This window comes from Actinomycetospora lemnae (assembly GCF_028737315.1).
GTDB lineage: Bacteria > Actinomycetota > Actinomycetes > Mycobacteriales > Pseudonocardiaceae > Actinomycetospora > Actinomycetospora lemnae.
Map to the genome: position 1 here is coordinate 261221 of NZ_JAQZAO010000001.1, position 24296 is coordinate 285516.

Annotated in this window: 19 protein-coding genes; 14 read left to right on the plus strand and 5 right to left on the minus strand. The window is 74.5% G+C overall.

The features are described from left to right. Positions 1-48 precede the first annotated feature (48 nt). Entirely contained in the window at positions 49-2229 is a 2181-nt protein-coding gene (katG, locus tag PGB27_RS01255; RefSeq protein ID WP_274198981.1) for a catalase/peroxidase HPI, read from the minus strand. Positions 2230-2472: 243 nt separating this feature from the next. Here katG and PGB27_RS01260 point away from each other — a divergent pair, with 243 nt between their 5' ends. Beyond that, entirely contained in the window at positions 2473-4029 is a 1557-nt protein-coding gene (locus PGB27_RS01260) for an adenylate/guanylate cyclase domain-containing protein (RefSeq protein WP_274198515.1), read from the plus strand. A gap of 221 nt (positions 4030-4250) precedes the next feature. Here PGB27_RS01260 and PGB27_RS01265 read toward each other — a convergent pair whose 3' ends face one another. Then, a complete protein-coding gene (locus tag PGB27_RS01265; RefSeq protein WP_274198516.1) occupies positions 4251-6011 on the minus strand; it encodes a pyruvate dehydrogenase in 1761 nt (586 codons plus the stop codon). A gap of 154 nt (positions 6012-6165) precedes the next feature. Here PGB27_RS01265 and PGB27_RS01270 point away from each other — a divergent pair, with 154 nt between their 5' ends. The 3 genes from PGB27_RS01270 to PGB27_RS01280 all read left to right on the plus strand — a co-directional run bounded on the left by PGB27_RS01270 (position 6166) and on the right by PGB27_RS01280 (position 9625). Continuing rightward, positions 6166-7398, plus strand: a complete 1233-nt coding sequence (locus PGB27_RS01270; RefSeq protein WP_274198517.1) for an alpha/beta hydrolase — start codon at positions 6166-6168, stop codon at positions 7396-7398. Positions 7399-7520: 122 nt separating this feature from the next. Continuing rightward, positions 7521-8153: a hypothetical protein gene (locus PGB27_RS01275; RefSeq protein WP_274198518.1), complete on the plus strand. Its 633-nt coding sequence runs from the start codon at positions 7521-7523 to the stop codon at positions 8151-8153. Beyond that, entirely contained in the window at positions 8150-9625 is a 1476-nt protein-coding gene (locus PGB27_RS01280) for a protein adenylyltransferase SelO (RefSeq protein WP_274198519.1), read from the plus strand. The genes PGB27_RS01275 and PGB27_RS01280 overlap by 4 nt, the downstream gene beginning before the upstream one ends. Here the strand turns inward: PGB27_RS01280 and PGB27_RS01285 are convergent. Next, complete coding sequence (locus PGB27_RS01285) at positions 9610-11232, minus strand: FAD-dependent monooxygenase (RefSeq protein WP_274198520.1); 1623 nt, start codon at positions 11230-11232, stop codon at positions 9610-9612. The genes PGB27_RS01280 and PGB27_RS01285 overlap by 16 nt on opposite strands. Before the next feature lie 211 nt (positions 11233-11443). Between PGB27_RS01285 and PGB27_RS01290 the strand changes: the two genes are divergently transcribed. The 3 genes from PGB27_RS01290 (at position 11444) to PGB27_RS01300 (ending at position 14032) form a co-directional block, all read left to right on the plus strand. Then, complete coding sequence (locus PGB27_RS01290) at positions 11444-12565, plus strand: LLM class flavin-dependent oxidoreductase (protein WP_274198521.1); 1122 nt, start codon at positions 11444-11446, stop codon at positions 12563-12565. Further along, the gene (locus tag PGB27_RS01295; protein WP_408629998.1) at positions 12562-13182 is read left to right on the plus strand and encodes an FMN reductase; all 621 of its coding nucleotides are present in this window, start codon (positions 12562-12564) and stop codon (positions 13180-13182) included. The genes PGB27_RS01290 and PGB27_RS01295 overlap by 4 nt, the downstream gene beginning before the upstream one ends. A gap of 115 nt (positions 13183-13297) precedes the next feature. Beyond that, the gene (locus PGB27_RS01300; RefSeq protein WP_274198523.1) at positions 13298-14032 is read left to right on the plus strand and encodes a GAF and ANTAR domain-containing protein; all 735 of its coding nucleotides are present in this window, start codon (positions 13298-13300) and stop codon (positions 14030-14032) included. 6 nt (positions 14033-14038) lie between these two features. Here the strand turns inward: PGB27_RS01300 and PGB27_RS01305 are convergent, their stop codons facing one another. Next, complete coding sequence (locus PGB27_RS01305; protein ID WP_274198524.1) at positions 14039-15766, minus strand: MFS transporter; 1728 nt, start codon at positions 15764-15766, stop codon at positions 14039-14041. A 59-nt stretch (positions 15767-15825) separates the two neighbouring features. Here PGB27_RS01305 and PGB27_RS01310 point away from each other — a divergent pair, with 59 nt between their 5' ends. The 7 genes from PGB27_RS01310 to PGB27_RS01340 all read left to right on the plus strand — a co-directional run bounded on the left by PGB27_RS01310 (position 15826) and on the right by PGB27_RS01340 (position 21854). Then, positions 15826-16479, plus strand: coding sequence for a TetR/AcrR family transcriptional regulator (locus PGB27_RS01310; RefSeq protein ID WP_274198525.1), 654 nt, complete (start codon positions 15826-15828; stop codon positions 16477-16479). Between the two features lie 123 nt (positions 16480-16602). Next, on the plus strand, positions 16603-17211 hold the full coding sequence (locus tag PGB27_RS01315; protein WP_274198526.1) for a TetR/AcrR family transcriptional regulator: 609 nt from the start codon (positions 16603-16605) through the stop codon (positions 17209-17211). A 152-nt stretch (positions 17212-17363) separates the two neighbouring features. After that, positions 17364-17828: a hypothetical protein gene (locus PGB27_RS01320; RefSeq protein WP_274198527.1), complete on the plus strand. Its 465-nt coding sequence runs from the start codon at positions 17364-17366 to the stop codon at positions 17826-17828. A 77-nt stretch (positions 17829-17905) separates the two neighbouring features. Beyond that, positions 17906-20440, plus strand: coding sequence for an HAD-IC family P-type ATPase (locus tag PGB27_RS01325; protein WP_274198528.1), 2535 nt, complete (start codon positions 17906-17908; stop codon positions 20438-20440). Beyond that, positions 20437-21102: an O-methyltransferase gene (locus tag PGB27_RS01330; protein WP_274198529.1), complete on the plus strand. Its 666-nt coding sequence runs from the start codon at positions 20437-20439 to the stop codon at positions 21100-21102. The genes PGB27_RS01325 and PGB27_RS01330 overlap by 4 nt, the downstream gene beginning before the upstream one ends. A 229-nt stretch (positions 21103-21331) precedes the next feature. After that, positions 21332-21550: a hypothetical protein gene (locus PGB27_RS01335; RefSeq protein WP_274198530.1), complete on the plus strand. Its 219-nt coding sequence runs from the start codon at positions 21332-21334 to the stop codon at positions 21548-21550. Then, a complete protein-coding gene (locus tag PGB27_RS01340) occupies positions 21534-21854 on the plus strand; it encodes a hypothetical protein (protein ID WP_274198531.1) in 321 nt (106 codons plus the stop codon). Before PGB27_RS01335 ends, PGB27_RS01340 begins: the two co-directional genes overlap by 17 nt. A 57-nt stretch (positions 21855-21911) precedes the next feature. On the opposite strand, the gene PGB27_RS01345 is transcribed toward PGB27_RS01340, so the two are convergent. After that, positions 21912-24047 carry a molybdopterin-containing oxidoreductase family protein gene (locus PGB27_RS01345; RefSeq protein WP_274198532.1) on the minus strand — a complete coding sequence of 712 codons (2136 nt, stop codon included), beginning with the start codon at positions 24045-24047 and terminating at the stop codon, positions 21912-21914. Positions 24048-24296: the final 249 nt, after the last annotated feature.

A 24296-nucleotide genomic window follows, 5' to 3' on the forward strand; every position in this document is an offset into this window, starting at 1 on the left:
CGGAACGCCCCGGCCGCGACGGCGGCCGGGGCGTTCTGCGTCCGGTGATCAGACCAGGTCGTAGCGGTCCAGCATCATGACCTTGTCCCACGCCTTGACGAAGTCGCGGACGAACTTCTCGCCGGCGTCGGCGCTGGCGTAGACCTCCGAGACGGCGCGCAGCTCGGAGTTGGAGCCGAACACGAGGTCGTTGCGGGTGCCGGTCCAGCGGATCTCGCCGTCGGCGCCGCGGGCCTCGTAGAGCCCCTCCTCCTCGGCCATGCCCGCCCACTGCGTGTCCATGTCCAGCAGGTTGACGAAGAAGTCGTTCGTCAGCTGCCCGGGACGCTCGGTGAGCACGCCGTGCGTCGAGCCGCCCGTGTTCGCGCCGAGCACGCGCAGGCCGCCGACGAGGACGGTCATCTCCGGCGCGGACAGGTTCAGCAGGTTCGCGCGGTCGACCAGCAGGTACTCGGCGGGCAGGGCGTGGCCCTTGCCGAGGTAGTTGCGGAACCCGTCGGCCGACGGTTCGAGGTGGGTGAACGACTCGACGTCGGTCCACTCCAGCGACGCGTCGGTGCGGCCCGGGGTGAACGGCACCTCGACCTGGTGCCCGGCGTCGGCGGCCGCCTTCTCCACCGCGGCGCAGCCGCCGAGGACGATGAGGTCGGCGAGCGAGATCTTCCCGGAGGCCTGCTGGATGCCCTCGAGGGTCGAGAGCGTCCGGCGCAGCTCCTGCGGGTCGTTGACCTCCCAGTCGATCTGCGGGTCGAGGCGCACGCGCGCGCCGTTGGCGCCGCCGCGCTTGTCGCCGATGCGGAACGTCGACGCCGACGCCCACGCGGCCTTGACCAGCTGCGACACGGTCAGGCCCGAGTCGAGGACCTGCTTCTTGAGGTCCGCGATCTCCGCGGCGTCGACCACCGGGCCCTCGTGCGCGGGCACCGGGTCCTGCCAGATCAGCGTCTCCTGCGGCACCCACGGGCCGAGGTAGCGCTGGATCGGGCCCATGTCGCGGTGGGTCAGCTTGTACCAGGCGCGGGCGAACGCGTCGGCGAACTCGTCCGGGTTCTGGTGGAAGCGCCGCGAGATCTGCTCGTAGACCGGGTCGGTCCGTAGCGAGATGTCGGTGACCAGCATCGTCGGCTGGCGGGTGAGCTCACCGGTCTCCGGGTCGGGCACGGTGTTCGCGCCGCCGTTGTCCACCGGCCGGTACTGCCACGCCCCCGCCGGCGACTTGTGGAGCTCCCACTCGTAGCCGAAGAGGTTGTCGAAGTAGCCGTTGCTCCACTGCGCCGGCGTGGAGGTCCAGGTGACCTCGAGGCCGGAGGTGATGGTGTCGCGGCCCTTGCCCTTGCCGAACTTCTGGCGCCAGCCCAGGCCCTGCTCCTCGATGGAGGCGCCCTCGGGCTCCGCGCCGACGTACTGGTCGGGGTCGGCCGCACCGTGCGTCTTGCCGAAGGTGTGCCCACCGGCGATGAGGGCGACGGTCTCCTCGTCGTTCATCGCCATGCGGCCGAACGTCTCGCGGATGTCGCGGGCCGCGGCCAGCGGGTCCGGGTTGCCGTCCGGGCCCTCCGGGTTGACGTAGATCAGGCCCATCTGCGACGCGCCGAGCGGCTTCTCGAGCTGGCGGTCGCCGGTGTAGCGCTGGTCGCCGCCGAGCCAGTAGTTCTCGGGGCCCCAGTAGGTCTCGTTGTCGGGCTCCCAGACGTCGGGGCGCCCGCCGGCGAAGCCGAAGGTGGTGAAGCCCATGGTCTCCAGGGCGCGGTTGCCCGTGAAGATCATGAGGTCGGCCCAGGAGACCCTCTTGCCCCACTTCTGCTTGACCGGCCACAGCAGGCGGCGGGCCTTGTCGAGGTTGCCGTTGTCCGGCCAGCTGTTCAGCGGGGCGAAGCGCTGCATGCCCATGCCGGCGCCGCCGCGGCCGTCGGCGAGCCGGTAGGTACCGGCCGAGTGCCACGCCATCCGGATCATGAAGCCGCCGTAGTGGCCGAAGTCGGCGGGCCACCAGTCCTGCGAGGTCGTGAGGACCTCGTCGACGTCGCGGGCGAGCTCGTCCAGGTCGACGGTCTTGAACGCCTCGGCGTAGTCGAAGTCGGGGTCCATCGGGTTCGACACGGCGGTGTGGGTCCGCAGCACGCGCAGGTTGAGCTGGTTCGGCCACCAGTCGACGTTGCCGCCGCCCTCGGTCGGGTGCGCGAGACGACCGGCGTGGACCGGGCACCCACCGGCGTCCTGGGTGTTCATCTCGGTCTCGCGGGTCACGTGTTCTGACACGAGGAAGTCCTCCGGGTCACTGTGTGGTCAGTTGTCAGGGGTGGTGGGCGGTGGAGCCGGGCGCGCGGAGCCGTCGGGCGATCCGGACCGGCGGTGACACGGCTCGCAGTGTCGCCCCTTTTCTGGAACAGATCAAGAATCGGGGTGGGTGAGCAACATCTGCGCGCGGACCTTGTGCGGTACCGACGGTACCGCGTGGCTAGGCTCCGGATCATGACGTCCATCTCGGCCGGAGGTCGCGGCACCGTGCACCGCGACTTCCGTCCGGCGACGAAGGCGCTGGTCGGGGCGCTGGTGGTGGTCTCCAACGTCGTGGGGGCGGCGATCGTGCTCGCGCTCGCGGGGTACGTCCTGCCGACCCAGTCGCTCGTCGCGGACCTCGAGGACGCCCTCGACCGCAACCTGTGGACCTTCGGCCTCTACCTCGCCGTCGCCGTCGTGGTGGGGCTCGCGTGGGGCTACGCGTGGGTGCGCGTGCCGCGACCACCGACTGCGGGCGACGACGAGGACGCGTGGCGGCGCCACCGCCACCTCGCCCGCCGCGCGGTGCTCAACGCTCCCCTGCGCATCACCGTGGTGCAGGCGGTGCCCTGGGTCCTGGCGGTCCTGCTGTTCGTCACGATCAACGCGGGGTTCTCCCTCACCGTCGCCCTGACCGTCGGCTGCGTCGTCGCCCTCGGCGGCATCGCCACCGTCGCCGTCGCCTACCGCCTCTCCGAGCTGACGCTGCGCGACGAGGTCGCCCGGGTGCTCGCCGAGGACCCGCCGAACCGCCTGGGCCTGCTGCCCGGGGTGGTCGCGCGCTCGCTCGGCGCCTGGGTGCTGGGCACCGGTGTGCCCCTGCTGGGCATCGCGCTCGCGGCCGCCGCCTCCCTGCTCTTCCGCGACTACTACACGGTCACCCGTCTCGGGATCGTCGTGCTCGTGCTCGCGGTGGTCGCGCTGGCCGTGGGCTTCCTGCTCACCGCGCTGACGTCGACGTCGATGTCGCGGCCCGTGATGGCGGTGCGCCGGGCGCTGCGGCGGGTGCAGGACGGCGACCTGGACGCCCGGGTGGAGGTCTCCGACCCGACCGAGCTCGGCATGCTCCAGGCCGGGTTCAACGAGATGGCCGCCGGGCTGCGCGAGCGCGACCGCGTCCGCGAGCTCTTCGGGCGCCACGTCGGGCAGGAGGTCGCCCGCGCCGCGCTCGCCGAGGAGATCGAGCTCGGCGGCGAGGTGCGCGAGGTCGCCGTGCTGTTCGTCGACATCGTCGGCTCGACCGAGATGGCGTTCGACCGCCCGCCGCAGGAGGTCGTCGCCGTGCTCAACGCGTTCTTCGCGCACGTCGTCGACGTCGTCGAGACCCACCAGGGCTGGATCAACAAGTTCGAGGGCGACGCCGCGCTCGCCGTGTTCGGGGCGCCGGACGACCAGCCGGACCCGGCGGCCGCCGCGCTCGCCGCCGGCCGGGTGCTCGCCGAGCGGCTCGCCGCCGACGACTCCCCCGCCACCGCGGGCATCGGCGTCTCCGCCGGCCCGGCGGTCGCCGGCAACATCGGCGACGCGCGCCGCTACGAGTACACGGTGATCGGCGACCCGGTGAACGAGGCCGCGCGCCTCTGCGACCTCGCCAAGGGCCTGCCCGGGCGGGTCGCGGCGTCGGACGCGGCGACCTCGCGGGCCGGGGCCGACGAGGCGGGACGGTGGTGCGAGGTCGACGTCGTGCGCCTGCGGGGGCGCCAGCGCGTCACGCACGTCCACGCGCCGGGGCACCACACCGAGGACTGACCCACCCCGGCGCATCGGTGCACGAGGCACGGGGTGTCTCAGCCTGGCGTCCATGCTGCCGTTGGACGTCAGTAACTCCCCCACGATCATGGGGAACCCGCGGCCCCCACCGGGACGTCGTCACCGGCGACCAGCCGCGGTGATCGAGGGGGATTTCCTGACGTTGGACGTCAGCGTGGACGCCAGGCTGGAACACCCCGGACGACGCCCGCTCCTACCGACTACCGCAGGGGGTGGCGGGGGATCGAGCGGAGGTTGGAGCGCGCGAGGTCGACCATCTTCCCCACCCCGCCGGCGAGCACCGTGCGCATGCCGGCGAGGGCGAAGCCGCGCACCTGCTCGGCGGTGATGTGCGGCGGGATCGACAGGGCGTCGGGGTCGGTGCGCACGTCCACGAGCGCCGGCCCGCGGTGGTCGAGCGCCCCGCGCAGCGCCGCCCGCAGCTCGCGCGGGTCCTCCACCGTCACCGCGTGCAGCCCGGCCGCGCGGGCGATCGCGCCGAGGTCGGCGGGCCCGTGGTCGGTCTGGAACGACGGGAACCCGGCGACCATCATCTCGAGCCGGATCATGCCCAGCGAGCCGTTGTTGAACGCGACGACGGTGAGGTCGAGGTCGTGCTCCACGGCCGTGAGCAGCTCGCCCATCAGCATCGTCAGACCGCCGTCGCCCGACATCGAGACCACCTGACGCCCCGGCTGCGACACCGCCGCCCCGATCGCGTGGGGCAGCGCGTTCGCCATCGTCCCGTGCCGGAACGAACCGACGATGCGCCGGCGCCCGGTCGGGGTGATGTAGCGCGCGGCCCAGACGTTGCACATGCCCGTGTCGACGGTGACGACGGCGTCGTCGGCGAGCTCGTCGTCGAGCACCGCCGCGACGTACTCGGGGTGCACGGGGCGGTGGTCCTCGACGCGCGTCGTGTACGCGTCGACGACGTGCTCGAGCGCGTCGGCGTGGTGGCGCAGCATGCGGTCGAGGAACGTGCGGTCGGTCTTCTCGGTGACGAGCGGGAGCAGCGCGCGCAGGGTCGCGCCGACGTCGCCCTCCACCCCGAGGTCGAGCACGGAGCGCCGGCCGAGGTGCCGGGCGTCGCGGTCGACCTGCACGGTGTGCGCCTGCGGCAGGAACCCGTCGTAGGGGAAGTCGGTGCCGAGCAGCACGAGCAGGTCGGCCTCGTGGCTCGCCTCGAAGCAGGCGCCGTAGCCGAGCAGCCCGCTCATGCCGACGTCGTACGGGTTGTCGTACTGGATCCACTCCTTGCCGCCCAGCGAGTGCCCCACCGGCGCCTTCACCCGCGCGGCCAGCGCCAGCACCTCGTCGCGGGCCTCGCGCACCCCCGCGCCGACGAACAGCGTCACCGACGACGCGCGGTCGATGTGCTCCGCCAGCGCCTCGACGCGGTCGGCTGCGGGCTGCACCACCGACGACGGCGCCACCAGGTCGCCCCGTCCGGTCGCGTGCGCCGCGGGCAGGGCCGTGATGTCGCCGGGCAGCACGAGCACCGACACCCCGCGGTCCGCGAGCGCGGTCTGCATCGCGATGCGCTGCAGGCGCGGCATCTGCTCCGGCCGCGAGATGAGCTCGCACCACGACGAGCACTCGCCGAACAGCCGCTCGGGGTGCGTCTCCTGGAAGTAGGTCGTGCCGATCTGCAACGACGGGATGTGCGACGCGATCGCGAGCACCGGCGCGCCCGAGCGGTGCGCGTCGTACAGGCCCTGGACCAGGTGCGTGTTGCCGGGCCCGCAGCTGCCCGCGCACACCGCGAGCGACCCGGTGAGCTGCGCCTCGGCGGCCGCGGCGAGCGCGCCGGCCTCCTCGTTGTGCACGTGCACCCAGTCGATCCCGCCCTGCGCGGACCCGCCCGAGCGGCGCACCGCGTCGACGATCGGGTTGAGGCTGTCGCCCACCAGCCCGTAGATGCGCCGGACGCCGGCCTGGACGAGGACCTCGATGAGCTGGTCGGCGACGGTGCGGGCCACGGCGGTGATCGTCGCACCGCGATCACGAGATCCGCGATGCCTCACCGGTGGGGTCGTGCCCGGGTGCGCCGACGGCGCAGGTGAGCAGAAAGAAGTGCCAGAGCACGCGGAAGTGCACACGAGCGCGGAGCGCACCTGTGCTTGGCTCGGGGACGTGGTGGAGGTGACGGGGCACGACGACCCGACGGTCGAGATCCCGCGCGTCTCCCCGGGGCGCGGCACCGCGGCGCTCGTCGCGCTCACCGTCCTCGCGCTCGCCACGGTGGTCCTGCTCGCGTCCGCCGTCACCGCGATCGTGCCGACGACCTCGCTCGCCGGGCCGACCGCCTCGCCGCTCCTCGTGGTCGTGTACGGCCCGCTCCTGCTCCTCCTCGGCGTCGCCGTCACGGTCGGGGCGTGGCTGCTGCGACGCTCCCGACGGGCGCGCCGGGCGACCACCGTCGTCGCCGTGCTCGCGACGGTGGCGACGCTCGTGCTCGCCGGCGCGGTCGGCGCGGTGGTCGTGGCGACGCTCGGCGCCGGCGGCAGCGTCGACCCGTGGCGGGCGCTCGTGCTCTCCGGGCCGCCCGCGGGCGCGGCGCCCGACGAGCGCACCGTCTACACGACGACCCCCGAGGGCCAGGACCTCCGCCTCGCCGTCACGCGCCCGCGCGGGGCGACCGGACCGGCGCCGGTGTTCGTGTGGGTGCACGGCGGCGGCTGGGCGACCGGGTCGGAGCTCGACCGCGCCGCCGACATGCGCCGGCTCGCCGACGCGGGCTGGCTCGCCGTGTCGGTCGAGTACACGCTCTCGCGCCCCGGACGCCCGACCTGGGACGTCGCCGGGCCCCAGGTGGCGTGCGCGCTCGCGCGGGTCGCGGAGCACGCCGCGGAGCGGGGCGGCGACCCGCGGCGGATCGTGCTCGGCGGCGACTCGGCGGGCGGCCAGCTCGCGGTCTCGGTCGGGTACCGCGCGGCGTCCGGCACGCAGTCCTCGGCCTGCCCTTCACCGGTCCCGGTGCCCGTGCCGCGGGCGGTCGCGACGCTCTATCCCGCGGTCGACCTCGGCGACACCCACCGCCGCGGGCAGGGCGCGCAGCAGTTCGCCGCGGCCTACACCGGCGGCACGCCCGACCAGGTGCCCGACCGCTACCGGGCGGTGACGGGCACGCACGTCATCTCCCGGCAGGCGCCGCCGACCCTCGCGATCGTGCCGGCGCGCGACCGCCTCGTCCCGCCCGAGGGCGCCACCGACTTCGTCGAGGCCGCGCGGGCCGCCGGGGTGGACGCGCAGCAGGTGGACGTGCCGTTCGCCGACCACGCCTTCGACACCGGCCCCGACGGCTCCCTGGGCCACCAGGCGGCCTTCTCCGTGCTCGCGGCGTGGGCCGCGGAACGGGTCAGGTGAGCGCCTCGCGACGACGCCGTGCGTCGCGGCCCGGATCGCCCCGTCGTCCACCCGGCCGGCCGTGCGCCGATCATCCCGCGGTCGCGTGCTGCGCCGCCGTACCGGCCGGGTAGGCCCCGGCCATGGGCACCGACCGCTTCGAGGGCTGGATCGCCGGCGTGGGCACGGCCACCGGGCTGCGCGCCGTCGTCGGGCACTGGCCGCGCTCGCCGTTCGGGTCGTTCACCGACGTCATGGTCGAGCGCCCCGACGGCCGGCGGATCCTGCTCGCGCCCGACGAGCAGGTGCGCGACTTCGTGGCCGCCACGTACACGTTCGACGAGGTGCGGCTCGGGCCGGTGACGCACGCCGAGCAGGGCCCCGGGCACCGCGTCACCACCGCGGAGCTGGACCTGACCCTGCGGGTGGGCGGGCGCCCGCCGCTGGGATGGCTGCTGCGCGCGGTGCCGGGACGTCTCGCGACGGCGCCCGCCTGGATCACCGCCATCGACGTCGTGGCGCGGCGGGTGCTGCCCGGCGTGCGCACGGTGGGCAGCGCGGGCGGCGGGCGCCGCGAGTTCTACGGCGCGCGCGACCTGCACCGCGTCACCGACGCCTCGGTGCGGTGGGAGGGCGCCGACCAGGGCGCGCTCACACCGGTCTCGCCGCCGGTGCGCTTCGGCTTCGGATCCACGCCGCGCACCCCGTCGCTGGTGCGCATCACGACGCTGATCCGGCATACCGCGGACGGTGCGCGGTTAGCCTCGGAGACATGACCGCTGTCGACAGGGCCGCCTCGCCCGTGACGCTCGACGACTGGTTCGTCCGCGACCTCGGCGGGCTCTACCAGCCGTGGGCGGCCGCGCCCTCGCCGTCGCCTGAGCTGGTGGCCCTCAACGAGGACCTGGCCGCCGAGCTCGGCGTCGACGCCGCCGCCCTGCGCACCCCCGAGGGCGTCGCGGTCCTCGCCGGCGCGGCCGTGCCCACCGGGGCGACGCCGGTGGCGATGGCCTACGCGGGCCACCAGTTCGGCAACTACTCGCCACGTCTCGGCGACGGCCGCGCGCTGCTGCTCGGCGAGCTGACCGACACCGCGGGCCGGCAGCGCGACCTGCACCTCAAGGGTTCGGGGCGCACGCCGTTCGCCCGCGGCGGCGACGGCCGGGCGACGCTCGGGCCGATGCTGCGCGAGTACGTCGTCGGTGAGGCCATGCACGCGCTCGGCATCCCGACGACGCGGGCGCTCGCCGTCGTCACCACCGGCGAGACGGTGATGCGCGAGACGCCGCTGCCCGGCGCCGTCCTCGCCCGCGTCGCGTCCAGCCACCTGCGCGTCGGCACCTTCCAGTACGCCGCCGCCACCCGCGACACGGACCTCCTGCGCCGCCTCACCGAGCACGCCATCGCCCGCCACCACCCGCAGGCCGCCGAGGCGGAGCGCCCGGCGCTCGCGCTGCTGGAGGCCGTCGTGGAGGCCCAGGCGGCGCTGGTCGCGCAGTGGATGGACGTCGGCTTCGTCCACGGCGTCATGAACACCGACAACATGACGATCTCGGGCGAGACCATCGACTACGGGCCCTGCGCGTTCCTCGACGCCTACGACCCGGCGACCGTGTTCAGCTCGATCGACCGCGGCGGGCGCTACGCGTTCGGCAACCAGCCGCAGGCCGCGCAGTGGAACCTCGCCCGGTTCGCGGAATCGCTGCTGACGATGATCTCCGACGACGCCGAGGCCGCGATCCCGGCCGCGACGGAGGTCGTGTCGTCCTTCGGCGAGCGCTTCACCCGTCACCGGTCGGCGGGGCTGCACGCCAAGATCGGCCTGATCGGCGAGCACACCGAGCTGGTGCACGACCTCGTGGCGCTGCTGACCGAGCAGCGCCCCGACCACACCCGCTTCTTCCGCGGGCTCTCCGCCGCGGCACGCGGGGATGCCGCCCCGGTGCGCGACCTCGTCGTCGACCGTGAGGCCGTCGACGCGTGGCTCGCCCGGTGGCGCACCGCGCTGGAGGAGCAGGACCGCCCGGTGGCCGAGACCGCCGACGCGATGGACCGCGTCAACCCGGTCTACATCCCGCGCAACCACCAGGTCGAGGCGGCGCTGGACGCCGCGATCGCCGGCGACCCGGAGCCCTTCCACCGGCTCGTCGACGTCGTCTCCCACCCGTACGAGGAGCGCCCCGGCCTGGAGGAGTACGCGAAGGGCGACCCCTCCGCGACGGGCTACGTGACCTACTGCGGGACCTGAGCGGGCACGCCCGTGATGGCCGCGAGGTGGGCGGCGAGCGCCGGCTCCGACAGCGGGCGGGCCGTCCACCCGACATAGCCGTCGGGCCGGACGAGCACGGCGTCGCCGCCGCGCAGGCCGTAGGCGGCGGCGAGGTCGCCCGCGCCGTCGACGAGGCACGGCTCGCCGGCCTCGGCGAACGCCGCGGCGAGCGCCGGCGCCACCACGGTGTGCACGCGCACCGGCAGCCCGCACGACGCCGCCGGCGTGCACACGGCGGCGATCTCGGTCAGCTGGGCCGCGTCGTCGACGTAGGCGAGCAGGGCGAACTCGGTGGCGGCGAGCACCGCGTGCAGCCGCAGCGGGTCGGTGGCGGCGTCGCGGCGCAGGCCGCGGGCGTCGGGCGCGCGATCGCCGGGCCGCACCCCGAGCGCCTCGCCGGCCCTGCCGACGATCGGGCTGTCCGGGTACGCGACCAGCAGTTGCGCCTCGCGCCGCAGCATCGTCGCGGGGTCGCCGGTGTCGAACCCCTCGCGGGCGTGGCGCACGGTCCGCCCGACGACCTCCTCGCCGACCGGGTGGCGCTCGGCGTGGTAGCTCTCGAGCAGCGCGGGCGCGGCGCGGCCGTCGACGACCAGCGCGAGCTTCCACCCGAGGTTCAGCGCGTCCTGGATGCCGGTGTTCATGCCCTGGCCGCCGGTGGGCGGGTGGATGTGGGCCGCGTCGCCGGCGATGAAGACCCGCCCCTCGCCGTAGCGGGCCGCGAGACGGTGGCTGATGCGGAACACCGACGACCACCGCAGGTCGGACACCGTCGTCGGTTCGGGGGCCAGGCGGTCGACGACGGCCTGCAGGTCGGCCAGGTCGGGGGTGCGGCCGGACTCGAGCCCGTGGGCGATCCCGTCGGTCCCGTCGGCGGGCCGGGTGCGCAGCTCCGGCGGGGCCAGCATCGAGATGCGGTAGCGGCCGTGCTCCGGCAGGGGGACGGCGACGAGGACGTCGTCGGGTGCGCCGGGCACGGCGCGGGTGATGCGGACGCCGTACCCGGCGGGCAGGGACCAGTCGAGGACGACGTCGCCGAGCATGTACTCCTCGGGGAAGGCGTCGCCCTCGAACGCGGTCCCCAGGCCCTTGCGCACGACGCTGTGGGCCCCGTCGGCCCCGACGAGGTACGCGGTGCGCACGGTCCGCTCGCCGGTGGCCGAGCGCAGCTGCAGGGTCACCCCGTCCGCGTCCTGGGTGAAGCCGACCAGCGCGGTCCCGCGCTCCACCGTGCCGCCGTGGCGGTGCAGCTCCTCGGCGAGCAGGCGTTCGGTCGTGTACTGCGGCAGCGTGGTGAAGCCGTAGGGCACGTCCGGCGGCAGGGCGAGCTCCAGGCGCGCCACCGGTGCGCCGTCCCGGTACACGATCTGACCGCGCATCGTGCGCACCTCGTCGAGGGCCGCGGTGAGCATGCCGGTGCGCTCCCAGTGCTCGAGCGTGCGGGGCTGGAGCCCGACCGCCTTGGCGTAGTGCCGTGGCTCGTCGAGCTGGTCGATCACCAGGGGGCGGATCCCCCGGCGGGCGAGCTCGGTGGCGGCGGTGAGCCCGACCGGGCCGGCCCCCACGACGACGACGTCCAGGTCCATGACCGGCTCCTCTCCGTCACCATCGGGAGCGATTCGACGGCGGCGGTCACCTGTTCAGCGCAGCTACAAGCGCCATTCGGCCACGTCGAGTAGAGCGCACTGGCCTCCGAGTCGTCAACGATCCACCGCGGCCGCGCCCGGAATAGTTGACGAGTCAACCAGCGTTCGGCACGATGTACGGTTGAATCGTCAACGAAGGAGCGCAGGGCCCATGCAGTTCGGTGTCTTCTCGGTCAGTGACATCACCCCGGACCCGACCACCGGCCGCACGCCGACCGAGGCGGAGCGCCTCCAGGCCGTCCTGCGGATCGCGGAGAAGACCGAGGAGGTCGGTCTCGACGTGTTCGCCCTCGGCGAGCACCACAACCCGCCGTTCTTCTCGTCCTCGCCGACCACGACGCTCGCCTGGATCGCCGCCCGCACCCAGCGTCTGCAGCTCTCCACCGCGACCACGCTGATCACCACCAACGACCCGGTGAAGATCGCCGAGGACTACGCGATGCTGCAGCACCTCGCGGGCGGTCGCGTCGACCTCACCCTCGGCCGCGGCAACACCGGGCCGGTCTACCCCTGGTTCGGCCAGGACATCCGCCAGGGCATCCCGCTGGCGATCGAGAACTACGCGCTGCTGCGGCGGCTGTGGGACTCCGACGTCGTGGACTGGGAGGGGCGCTTCCGCACCCCGCTGCAGGGCTTCACGTCCACGCCGCGCCCGCTCGACGGCGTCCCGCCGTTCGTGTGGCACGGCTCGATCCGCAGCCCGGAGATCGCCGAGCAGGCCGCGTACTACGGCGACGGCTTCTTCCACAACCACATCTTCTGGCCCGCCGACCACACCCGGCGCATGGTCGACTTCTACCGCCGCCGCTTCGAGCACTACGGGCACGGCGACGCCGACCGGGCGATCGTCGGCCTCGGCGGCCAGGTGTTCATGCGCAAGAACTCGCAGGACGCGATCCGCGAGTTCCGGCCGTACTTCGACGAGGCGCCGGTCTACGGCCACGGCCCGTCGCTGGAGGACTTCGCCCGCGAGACGCCGCTGACGGTGGGCAGCCCGCAGCAGGTCATCGACCGCACGCTGGGATTCCGCGAGTACGTCGGCGACTACCAGCGCCAGCTGTTCCTCGTCGACCACGCGGGCCTGCCGCTCAAGACCGTCCTCGAGCAGCTGGACATCCTCGGCGAGGACGTCGTGCCGGTGCTGCGCAGGGAGTTCGCGGCGCGGAAGCCGGCTCACGTGCCGGACGCCCCGACCCACGCGTCGCTCGTCGCCGCCCGCGACGAGGCGCTGTCCCAGCAGACCCAGCAGACCCAGCAGGAGGTGACCGTCTGATGACCCGCACCCTCGCGGTCGTCAGCGCGGGGCTGTCCGTCCCGTCCTCGACGCGCCTGCTCGCCGACCGGCTCACCGACGCGACGGTGACCGCGCTGGCCGAGCGGGGCGTCGAGGTCCGCCCCGAGGTGGTCGAGCTGCGCGAGCACGCCCGCGACCTCGCCGACCACCTCGTCACCGGCTTCCCGAACGCCGCGCTGCGCCCGGTGCTCGACACCGTCGCCGGCGCCGACGCGCTGATCGCCGTGACGCCGATCTTCTCGGCGTCCTACAGCGGCCTGTTCAAGACGTTCGTCGACGTCCTCGACCGCGAGGCGCTCACCGGCACCCCGGTGCTGCTGGGCGCGACGGCCGGCTCGGCGCGCCACCAGCTCGCGCTGGACCACGCGCTGCGCCCGCTGTTCGCCTACCTGCACGCGACGGTGGTGCCGACGGGCGTGTTCGCGGCGGCGGAGGACTGGGGCGCGTCGGGGGCGAGCCGCGAGCTCGGCGACCGCATCACCCGGGCCGCCGGTGAGCTCGCCGACCTGGTGGCGGGACGGTCGCCGACGGGCCGGGCCACCGACCCGTTCGCCGACCCGACACCGTTCGAGGCCCTGCTGCGCGGCGAGGCCTGACGCGCCGGTTTCCTCGACCACCCGCCGGGAACAGTCGTCGAGCGAACGCTTTGTGTTCACCGACGAGCACGCGACGGTCGCCGATCCGGGCCGTGGAGCCCGAGGGAGGCCACCCATGCGCACCAACGAGTCGCTCGTCTCGGCACTGCGTCAGGCGGCGCGTGACCTCACGGCCACGCGATCGATCCGGGACGTCGACCAGACCCTCAGCGAGATCGTCCACTTCGCCGTGGAGACGGTGCCGGGTGTGGAGGCGGGTGGCATCACGGTGATCCGCGACGGGGTGATCGAGTCCCGCGACCCGACGCACCCGGCGGTCACCGAGCTCGACCAGCTGCAGAGCGAGCTCGAGGAGGGTCCCTGCATCACGGCGGTCGAGGACCCGCCCGAGGACGGGATCGTCGTCGCCCAGGACCTCGAGGGCCCCGATGCCGAGCGGTGGCCGCAGTTCGCGCCGCGGGCGGTCAAGGCCGGCTACCGGGCGATGATGTCGAGCCAGCTCAGCCACGAGCCCGGGCCCCTGCGCGCGGCCCTGAACCTGTACGCGGGCGGGCCGGACGCGTTCGACGCGGACTCCCGGCTCACCGCGGGCCTGTTCGGCGTGCAGGCCGCGATGCTGCTCCACGGCAGCGAGCAGGCCGCGGACCTGCAGCGTGCCGTGGCCAGCCGCGACGTCATCGGGCAGGCCAAGGGCATCCTCATGGAGCGCTTCACCGTCGACGACGACGCGGCGTTCCGGATGCTCGTGCGCTCGTCGCAGGACACCAACCTCAAGCTCGTCGAGGTCGCCCGCTGGCTGCACGACGAGGCGAACCGGCGCAGCACCGACCGCGGGGCCGCGCACGCCTGACCGGGCTCAGGCCCGGGCCCCCGCCGGCGCGGTCCGGGCGGCCCGCACGGGATCCGCGAGGTCGACGTCGCGCACGAGCCCGTCCGTGCCCGACATCGGCTCCGCCTGCGCGATGCCCGACCACTGCACGACGAGCAGGTGGGCGCGGCCGGTCCCGGTGCGCCCCACCGCGAACGCGCCGTCCTCCCCGGCGCGCACCCGGCCGAGCTGGTGGCCGTCGGTGCTGACCACCGTCAGCACCGCGCCACCGGCCGGGGCGCCGCGGTGGCGCACGGTGCCGCTGACCAGGGGCAGCGAGGCCGGTCCGACCTCCGGCGCCGGCGCCGCGACCGGCTCCGTCACCGCCCGCGGCACCGGACGCTGCCGCGGGACGAAGGCGACGATGACCAGCGCGACCACCGCCGCCCCCGACCCGAGCAGCATGACGAGGACGAACGCGCCCTCGGTCGGCACGCCCCCGCTGGTGACGAGCGAGGCGAGCAGCACGCCCGCGACCGCGCTCGCGAACGACGTGCCGAGCGCGCGCATGAGGTTGTTGAGGCTGTTCGCGGCCGCGGTCTGCGCCACCGGCACCGCCGCCATGATCAGTGAGGGCATCGCGCCGTAGCCGAGGCCGATGCCGCAGGCGATGACGATCGAGCTGACCACCAGCTCCCACACCGAGCCGTGGAACGCCGCCCCGACGCCGTAGCCGACTGCCACGACGAGCGCGCCGAGCATCAGCGTCGTGCGCGGGCCGGAGGCGGCGCTGAGGCGGGCCGACAGCGGCGACATCGCCATCATGCACAGCCCGCCGGGCGCGAGGACGAGGCCCGCGACGAGGATCGACTGCCCGAGCCCGTAGCCGGTGGCCGTCGGCAGCTGCAGGAGCTGCGGGTAGACCAGCGACATCGCGAACATCGAGAAGCCCATGACGACCGAGGCGGTGTTCGTCAGCAGCACCTGACGGCGCCGGCTGACCCGCAGGTCGACCAGGGGCTGGCGCGCGCGCAGCTCCCACCACGCCCACGCGAGCAGGACGACGCCCGCGACGACGACGAGCGTCACCGTCGTCGCGCTCCCCCAGCCCCACGTGCCGCCCTTCGACACCGCGAGCAGCAGGCAGACGAGCGCGACCGCGAGGCCGATCGCGCCGACGAGGTCGAACCGGCCGCCCGCCCGCTGCGCCGACTCCGGCACGAGCGCGACCACCCCGACGAGCACGACCACCCCGAGGCCACCGGCGGCCCAGAACAGGACGTGCCAGTCGGCGGTCTGCGCGATGAAGGCCGCGAGCGGGAGGCCCAGCGCGCCGCCGACGCCGAGCGAGGCGCTCATCAGCGCGGTCGCCGAGCCCAGGCGTTCGGGCGGCAGCTCGTCACGCATGAGGCTGATGCCGAGCGGGATGACGCCGGTCGCGAGGCCCTGCAGGGCGCGTCCGACGACCAGCGGGACCAGTGACGTCGACAGGGCCGCCACCACGGAACCCGCGACGAGCACCGCGAGGCAGACGAGCAGCATGCGCCGCTTGCCCACCATGTCGGCGAGGCGCCCGACGATCGGCACCGCGACCGCCGCGGTCAGCAGCGTCGCGGTGACGATCCACGCCGTGTCGGCCGCGGGCGCGTCCAGCAGCCGGGGGAACTGCGGCACCAGCGGCACCACGAGCGTCTGCTGCAGGGAGACCGTGATGCCCGCGAGCGCGAGCACCGGGACGAACGCGGGGGCGCGGCGGGGCGGCGCATCCGGGGTCACGCAGCTCAATCTAAATCAGGCGATTGACAAGGGCGAGGCGGGCCCGTTCACTCGGCGCCGTGCCCGCCAAGGCCCGGACCGACCGCAACGCCGCCACCCGCACGAGCATCCTCGACGCCGCCGAGCGCCTCTTCGCCGAGCACGGCGTCCACGAGGTGTCCAACCGCCAGGTCGCCGACGCCGCCGGGCAGGGCAACACCGCGGTCGTCGGGTACCACTTCGGCACGAAGACCGACCTCGTGCGCGCCCTCGTGCGCCGGCACAGCGAGGCGATCGAGCGCACGCGCGAGGAGATGCTCGCGCGCGTCGCCGGCAGCGACGACTTGCGCGACTGGCTCGACTGCCTCGTCCGCCCGACCTTCGACCACCTCGCGTCGCTGGGCAGCCCGACCTGGTACGCCCGCTTCGGCGCGCAGGTGATGACCGACCCGGCGCTGCGCGAGATCCTCGTCGACGAGTCGCTGGGCTCGCCGGTGCTGCTGCGCATCCTCGACGGGCTGCACGCCTGCCTGCCCGAGCTGCCCGCCGCCGTGCGCCGCGAGCGCGGCGACGTCGGGCGTCACCTGCTCGTCCACGTGCCCGCCGAGCGGGAGCGGGCCCTCGCCGAGGGCGCGCCGACCACGCGCGCCACCTGGGCCGCCGCCGCCTCGGGCCTCGTCGACGTGCTCGTCGGGGTGTGGCTCGCGCCCGTCACGCCGGCGCCCGACCACTGACCTCGTCCCAGAACCCGACGAGCACCCGGGCGGCCTGTTCGGGTCCTGGGCCATCCATCGGTGGCCGAGGCCTCTCACACACTTGTCGGTCGACACGCAAGCGTGTCTTGCTACGGTCTCCCCGTGACCGTCGAGCCCCGCCGCCGCACGCAGGCCGAGCGCCGCGAGCACACCGAGACCGCGCTGATCGCCGCGGCGGCCGAGGTCGTCGTCGAGTCCGGGGTGCGCGCGCTGACGCTCGCGCGCGTCGGGGAGCGCGCCGGGTACAGCCGCGGGATCGTCACCCACCAGTTCGGGTCGAAGCAGGGGCTCGTCGACGCCCTCGCCCGCGCGATCCAGGGCGGATTCGTGCCGGGCCTGACCGAGATGGCGCCCGGGCTCGACCGGCTCCTCGCGCTGGTCGACGGCTACGTGCACGGGCTCACCGCGCTCACCACGGCCAACCGCGCGTTCCTGCTGCTCTGGGCAGAGGCCGCGACCGCGTCCGAGCTCGCGCCGACCTTCCGGGAGCGCGACCGCGCGTTCCGCGCCGACCTGCGCGAGGACGTCGAGGCCGGCATCGCGGCCGGCACGATCCGTGACGACGTGGATCCGGCCGCCGTCGCCACCGCTGTCGTCGGGCAGCTGCGCGGCATCGGACTGCAGCGCATGCTCGACACCGAGGACGTCGACACCGAACGCCTGCGCGCGGACGTCGTCGCGCAGTGGCGGCGGGCGCTCAGCGCGGGCTGAGGCGACGGCCGCACGATTCCCTTGCGCGCAATTGATTCTGTGACACTCTGTAGAGAGCACTCGGTGCACACCGCGCGCTGAGTTGCTCCGAACGAGTTTCCCCGGTCCTCCGGCCGGCAGAATGGACACGGATGGCAACACTGTCCGCCACCATGGATCTCCCCGTCACGTCCTTCACGGTGCGCGACGCCCGCACCCTGACGCTCGCCCTGGTCGCCGCGTGGGAGAGCGGCGTCTCGCGGGAGGACCTGTCGCTGCTGATCGACGACCTGACCAGCGACGTCGTCGACCACGCGACGGCGGAGGCGAGCCTGGTGCTCGAGCTGACGCTCGCCGACGAGCTGCTGCGCGTCGGGCTCGCCGACGGCAGCGCGGTGCGACCCGTCGCCGAGGACGTCACCCACGTCGACAGCTGGGCGCTCGCCCACCGGTGGGGGGAGGAGCCCTACCGCGGCGGCCACCGCATCTGGTTCGAGCTGCGCCCGCCCGTCCCCGAGACCGGGGACGACCTCGCCGTCACCGCCGAGGACGTCGCCGCCGTCGCTGCGGCGCTCGCCGCCGCCGAGACCGAGATCCGCCCCCGGGCCGACAGCCGCGCCGAGACCGACACGGACTGACCGGCCCCCTTCAGCTCCGCGTCAGGGACGCCGGGGACGATCGGCGCGGTGCGACGCAGCGAGCCGGGGGACGCGGGATGACGACGGCGACCGTCGAGGGACTCAGCGAGACCCGCGCCCGCGAGCTCGCGCGGGAGGGCCGGGCCAACACGCCCGTCTCGGGGTCGGGCCGGACCACCGGGCGCATCCTGCGCACCACGGTCTTCTCGTTCTACAACAACACGCTGTTCGTGATCGGGTTCGCGCTGCTCGCGCTCGGCCGCTACAGCGACGCGCTGGTCAGCGTGGGTCTCGGCATCATCAACGCGGCGCTGGCGGCGGTGCAGGAGCTGCGCGCCAAGCGCCAGCTCGACCGGCTCCAGCTGCTCGCCCGCGAGCCGGTGACGGTGGTGCGCGACGGCGAGGACCGGACGGTGGCGCCCGCCGAGGTGGTCGTCGGGGACCTGCTGCGGCTGCGCGGGGGCGAGCAGATCGTGGTCGACGGGCCGCTGGTGTCCGGCCACGTCGAGGCCGACGAGTCCCTGCTGACCGGGGAGTCGGACCCGATCGCCAAGGCGCTCGGCGACCCGCTGCTCTCGGGCAGCTCCGTCGTCGGCGGCGAAGGACTGCAGCGTGCCGAGGCGGTGGGGGCCGACAGCCACGCGGGCCGGCTGACACTCGCCGCCCGCGCCGACACCACGGTGCTCACGCCGCTGCAGTGGCGCATCGAGCTCGTCGTGCGCCTGCTCATCCTGCTCGTGGTGCTGATGAGCGGCGCGATCCTCGCCCAGGCGGCGCTCGAGGGGTCGACGGTGCTGCGCTTCGTGCAGACCTCGGCCGTGCTCTCGGGCCTCGTGCCCTACGGCCTGTTCTTCCTCATCGCCGTCGCGTACACCGTCGGCGCCGCGCGGATCGCCGGCCGCGGTGCCCTCGTGCAGCGGACCAACGCCGTCGAGGCGGTCAGCCGCGTCGACGTCGTCTGCACCGACAAGACCGGGACGCTGACGAGCGGGCGGCTGGCGCTGGTGGAGGTGGTGCCCGACGGCCGGGAGACGGAGCTCGACGGAGCTCGACCCGTGGAGGAGCGCGAGGCGGGCGCGCGGGCCCTGCTCGGCACGTTCGCCCGCTCGGTGGCGAACACCAACGCCACGACGGCGGCGCTGGCGGGCGACGCCACGCTGCCCGGGGAGGCGGTCGACGTCGTCGACGAGGTCGAGTTCCGGTCGTCGCTGCGCTGGAGCGGGATCACCCTGGCCGACGGCACCTCGCTCGTCCTCGGCGCGCCCTCCACGCTGCGTGCCGCGCTCGCCGACCCCGCCCTGGCCGCGCCGGACGCGGTGCGCCGCCGGACCGACGAGGGCCTGCGCGTGCTCGTCCTCGCCCGCGCCGAGGGCCCGCTGCGCGACGCCGACGACCAGCCCCGCCTGCCCCGGCTCCACGGCGTCGCACGGGTCGCGCTGGCCGATGAGCTGCGCGACGGGGTCACCGACGTCCTCGCCCACCTCGACGAGGAGGGCGTGGCGGTGAAGGTGATCTCCGGCGACGACCCGGACACCGTCGCCGCCCTGGCCCGCCGGGCCGGGCTGGCGGGCCCGGCGATCGCGGGGCCGCAGCTCGCGGCGCTCCCGGGGGACGCGTTCGACGAGGCCGTCGACACCCACAGCGTGTTCGGCCGGATCGCCCCGGAGCAGAAGGAGCAGATCGTCACCTCGCTGAGCCGGCGCGGGCACCAGGTGGCGATGGTCGGCGACGGCGTCAACGACGCCCGCGCGCTGAAGTCCGCGCAGGTCGGCGTGGCCATGCGCTCGGGGAGCTCGGTGACCCGCGACGTCGCCGACATCGTGCTGCTCGACGACTCGTTCACCACGCTGCCGCCCGCGCGCACCGAGGGCCGGCGGATCATCGCCGGGGTCGGCATCTCGATGTACCTGTTCCTCGCGCGGGTGGCCACGCAGATGCTCGTCATCCTCACCGTCACCCTGCTCGGGCTCGGCTTCCCCTACACGCCGACGCAGGTCGGGCTGACGCTGTTCACCGTCGGGCTCCCGACGTTCTTCCTGACGATGTGGGCGCGCCCGGCGCCGCCGGCCGAGGACCTGCTGGTCTCGCTCGCGCGGTTCGTCATCCCCGTCGGGGTGCTCACCGCGGGCTTCGGCACCGCCGTCTACGCCTACCTCTACCAGCTCGTCACGACCGGGCTCACGACCTACCGCGACACCCTGGGCACGGAGCTCTGGGAGCAGTACACGGGCCTCCCGGCCACCGACCCGGACTTCGTCACCGCGGCGGCCACCCTCGGCGCGCAGTCCGGGCTGTCGGTCTTCGTCTCGACGAGCGCGCTCGTGCTCATCCTCCTGCTCGCGCCGCCGCACCGGATCTTCGCGGCCTGGGCGCCGGTGACCGACGACCGGCGCCCGACGTGGCTCGCGCTGGCCCTGTTCGCGGCCTTCGCGGTGGTGCTGCTGATCCCCGCCACGCAGGAGTACTTCGGCCTCACCGCGCCCGACCCGCCCGTCGTCGAGGCCGCGGGCGTCGCGATCGTGGCGTGGTTCGCGGTCCTGAGCCTCGTCCTGCGCCACCGGGTCCTCGAGCGTGTCCTCGGGCTCCACCCGCGGCCTACGGTCGCGGCATGACCACCGCCGGCCCGACCGCCGAGGACGTCGACCACTGGTTCACCGAGCGCCTGCACCTCGAGGACGACGCGCTGCGCGCCGCCCGGGAGCGCGCGCAGGCCGCCGGGCTGCCCGACATCGCCGTGGCGCCCGCTCACGGCGCGCTGCTGGCGACCCTCGCCCGCGTCGCCGGGGCCCGCCGGGTGCTGGAGGTCGGCACGCTCGGCGGCTACTCGACGATCTGGCTCGCCCGCGCCGTCGGCCCGTCGGGGCACGTCACGAGCCTCGAGATCGACCCGCACCATGCCGAGGTCGCGCGCGCGTGCGTCGACGCGGCCGGCGTCGGGGACCGCGTCACGATCCTCCTGGGCCCGGCGCGGGAGACGCTGCCGACCGTCGAGGGCCCGCTCGACCTCGTGTTCGTCGACGCCGACAAGGAGAACAACGCGGCCTACGTCCGCGCCGCGCTGCCGGCGTGCCGGCCCGGAGCGCTCGTCGTCGTCGACAACGTCGTGCGTGGCGGGCGGGTCGCCGACCCCGCCGACGACTCGGCGACGGTGCGCGGGGTCCGCGCGGCCGTCGACCTCGTCGCCGACGACCCCCGCCTCGCGAGCGCGACCGCGCTGCAGACCGTGGACCGCAAGGGGTGGGACGGCCTGCTCCTCGCGGTCGTCACGGACTGAGTCACCCGCTGCGCACCCGCGCTCGGCCACCCGGTGGCCCGCCACGTCCTCCGATGCGGTGCTGTTTCGGTCCAGATGGCCTCCACGTGGCGGGCGGTGCGTGACCTGGACCACCATCGCGGGTGCCGTGTTCAGTCCGCGAGCCACGGTCGACCCTCCGTGATCGCCGGCGCCCCTCCGACGGGCGAGCGAGCACGGGTCCCGGTGGCGGACGAGGAGGTCCCCGCCCATGTGGCACCTGCACTGGCGTGCTCCGAACAGCACCGCCGACACGTCGCTCGACGGCCGGCGTCGCGCGCGTGTCGTCGAGCCGACGCGCACGACCGAGGCCGGCACCGACACCTGGTCCGGCCGCACCCGCGGGTCGTTCCAGCACGTCTGGCACGACACCCCGGCCGCGATGCTCGCCGGAGCCGTCCCGGAGTCGGTCCGTGTCCGCGGCCGCTGACCCGACGGGCTCCGGGGACGCCTGCACCCGCGCCGCGGCCGCCCTCGCCCCGCGCGCCTGCCCGGGCGGGGGCCTGACGCTGTCCCCGTCCGGCGTCGCCGCGCTCGCCGACCTGTTCCGCGCGCTCGGGCGGGGCCGCGACGCCGGTGACGTCGCCGACCGCGCGGCCCGCCGCGTCCTCGCCGCGCTCGAGCGGGAGGCGACCACCGCGACCACGGCGACCACCGCGACCACCGCCCCCACCGCCCCCGCGCCCCGCAGGCCGGGGGACCAGGCCACGGGCGGGCTGCTCGCCGCCCGCTGACGGTGGTGCCCGGCCGGTGCCGCCCGAGGGGCGAACGGCACCGGCCGGGGTCTCGGCTCAGACCGGCGCGATCTCCACGCGCGTGTCCGAGAACGTCGGCGCGTTGCCGAGGTCGGCGAAGACGAAGGGGTTCACGGCGTTGACCGTGCTCTGGTCCTTCGCGTTCTTCGGCCACGCGCCCATCGGCGCCACGGCCACGCCGGGCGCCACCTCGTCGCTGACGCGCGCCAGCGCGACGAAGCGACCGCGGTCGTTGTAGACCGACACGTACTGCCCGTCGGTGATGTCGCGGGCCGCGGCGTCGGCAGGGTGCAGGGTCACCATCTGCTCGCCCTGCACGCGCTTCTGCATCGCCTGGTCGCCCGCGCTCGAGTTGAGGAACGCGTGCGACTTCGGCGACAGGAGGTTCAGCGGGTGGCTGTCCGACGTCTCGCGCGGCGGGACGTAGTGCGGCAGCGGGTCGACGACCCCGCCCGGCTGGTACTCCTCGGAGAGCTGGCGGAAGAGCGGGACGACGAAGTTGCCCGCCGCCTCCAGCGCCGAGGAGCGGAACTCCGTCCTGCCCGACGGCGTCGGGAACCCGCCGTCGGCGTGCGGGCGGTACTCGTCGGGCGAGGGCAGGTTCAGCCGCGCCCAGCCCGTCTCGCGCAGCGACTCGAGCGTGATCCCCTCCATCACGGGCGAGGACCAGTCGTAGGACTGCTCGAGCAGCTGCTCGTCGGTGAGCCGGAAGTAGGGGTCGTCGAAGCCCATCCGCGCCGCGAGCCGGCGGAACAGCTCGGTGTTGGGGACGGCCTCGCCCTCCGGCGCGATCGCCGGGGTGTTCAGCGTGACGTAGAAGTGGCCCCAGCTGAACATGATGTCGTGCTGCTCGAGCTGCGTCGTCGCGGGCAGCACGATGTCGGCGTGGCGCGCCGTGTCGGTGAGCACGTGGTCGCTGACGACGGTGAACAGGTCCTCGCGGGACAGCCCGCGCGCGAGCTTGTCCTGCTCGGGGCAGACCACCATCGGGTTCGAGTTGTAGACGACGAGCGCCGTGATCGGCGGGTCGAGCTCCATCTCGCCGGTCAGCGCCCGGCCCAGCAGGTACTGGTTGACGACGCGCGTGCCCGGCGTCGCCATCTCGGGGTGGATGAACGCCGGCCAGTTCACCGGGTGCGCCCACAGCGGCAGCTGCAGCAGCCCGCCGCCGACGTGCCGCCACGCGCCGGTCAGGGCCGGCAGGCAGGCGATCGAGCGGACGGTCTGCCCGCCGCCGGCGTGCCGCTCGATGGCGACGCCGATGCGGATCATCGACGGGTCGGTCGTGGCGTACTCGCGGGCCAGCGTGCGGATGTCCTCGGCGGGGATGCCGGTCTCCTCCGACGCCCACTCCGGGGTGTACTGCTGGACGCGCTCGGCGAGCTCGTCGAACCCGAGGGTGTGGTCGCGGACGTAGTCCTCGTCGGCGAGCCCCTCGCCGATGATCACGTTCATCATCGCCAGCGCGAGGGCGCCGTCGGTGCCGGGCCTGATCGGGATGTACCAGTCGGCGCGCTTGGCGGTCTTGTGGCGCACGGGGTCGATGACGACGACCTTCGCGCCGCGCTTCTGGGCCTCGGCGACCACCGGCCAGAGGTGCAGGTTGGTCGAGACCATGTTGCAGGCCCAGATGATGATGTAGCGCGAGTGCACGATGCTCTCGGGGTCGACGCCCGCGGTCGCGCCGACGGTGGCGGCGTAGGCGGTGCACGACCCCGAGTCGCAGTAGGTGCGCTCGGTGATGGTGGCGCCCAGGCGGTGGAAGAAGGCGTCGCCGACCGACAGGCCGTTGAGGATGCCCTGGGTGCCGAGGTAGCTGACCGGCATGACGGTCTCGGCGCCGTGCTCGGCGATCCGGGCCTTGAACTCCGACGCGATCGTGTCGAGCGCGGTGTCCCAGCTGATCTGCTCGAACCGTCCGCTGCCCTTGGGCCCGACGCGGCGCATCGGGTGCAGCACGCGGTCGGGGTTGTAGACCTTGTCCTGGTAGTTGTTGACCTTGACGCAGAGGCCGCCGCGGGTGATCGGGTGCTCGGGGTCGCCGCGGACGCCGGTCGCGACCCCGTTCTCGACGGTCACGACCATGGCGCAGGTGTCGGGACAGTCGTGCGGGCACGCCGCGCGCACGGTGGTGGTCGTGGGCGTCAGCGGCAGGTCGTCGAGGGCGGTCACGGGTACTCCCGGGCGGCTCGGGCGGCAGGGGTGTCCGCCGCGTGGTGGTGGGCGCCGAGCGCTCGGGTCCGTCGGCTCCTGCGCCGGCTCCCGACCGCCGGTGACAGCGTGACCACCCGGCGCGGCCCGCGCTTGTCGCTCCGCGACGGATCCGGGGAGGGCTCGGGGTCGGCGCGCGGACGGGTCGGGCACCGTTGACCGGCGGGGCGGGGGTTCCCTAGCGTCGAGCGACCGCCCCTGCTCGCCGTC

Coding starts and splice junctions, on each gene's coding strand:
- katG (WP_274198981.1), bottom strand. CDS start 2,229: ATGAACACCCAGGACGCCGGTGGGTGCCCGGTCCACGCCGGTCGTCTC.
- PGB27_RS01260 (WP_274198515.1), top strand. CDS start 2,473: ATGACGTCCATCTCGGCCGGAGGTCGCGGCACCGTGCACCGCGACTTC.
- PGB27_RS01275 (WP_274198518.1), top strand. CDS start 7,521: ATGGGCACCGACCGCTTCGAGGGCTGGATCGCCGGCGTGGGCACGGCC.
- PGB27_RS01280 (WP_274198519.1), top strand. CDS start 8,150: ATGACCGCTGTCGACAGGGCCGCCTCGCCCGTGACGCTCGACGACTGG.
- PGB27_RS01285 (WP_274198520.1), bottom strand. CDS start 11,232: ATGGACCTGGACGTCGTCGTCGTGGGGGCCGGCCCGGTCGGGCTCACC.
- PGB27_RS01290 (WP_274198521.1), top strand. CDS start 11,444: ATGCAGTTCGGTGTCTTCTCGGTCAGTGACATCACCCCGGACCCGACC.
- PGB27_RS01300 (WP_274198523.1), top strand. CDS start 13,298: ATGCGCACCAACGAGTCGCTCGTCTCGGCACTGCGTCAGGCGGCGCGT.
- PGB27_RS01320 (WP_274198527.1), top strand. CDS start 17,364: ATGGATCTCCCCGTCACGTCCTTCACGGTGCGCGACGCCCGCACCCTG.
- PGB27_RS01325 (WP_274198528.1), top strand. CDS start 17,906: ATGACGACGGCGACCGTCGAGGGACTCAGCGAGACCCGCGCCCGCGAG.
- PGB27_RS01330 (WP_274198529.1), top strand. CDS start 20,437: ATGACCACCGCCGGCCCGACCGCCGAGGACGTCGACCACTGGTTCACC.
- PGB27_RS01335 (WP_274198530.1), top strand. CDS start 21,332: ATGTGGCACCTGCACTGGCGTGCTCCGAACAGCACCGCCGACACGTCG.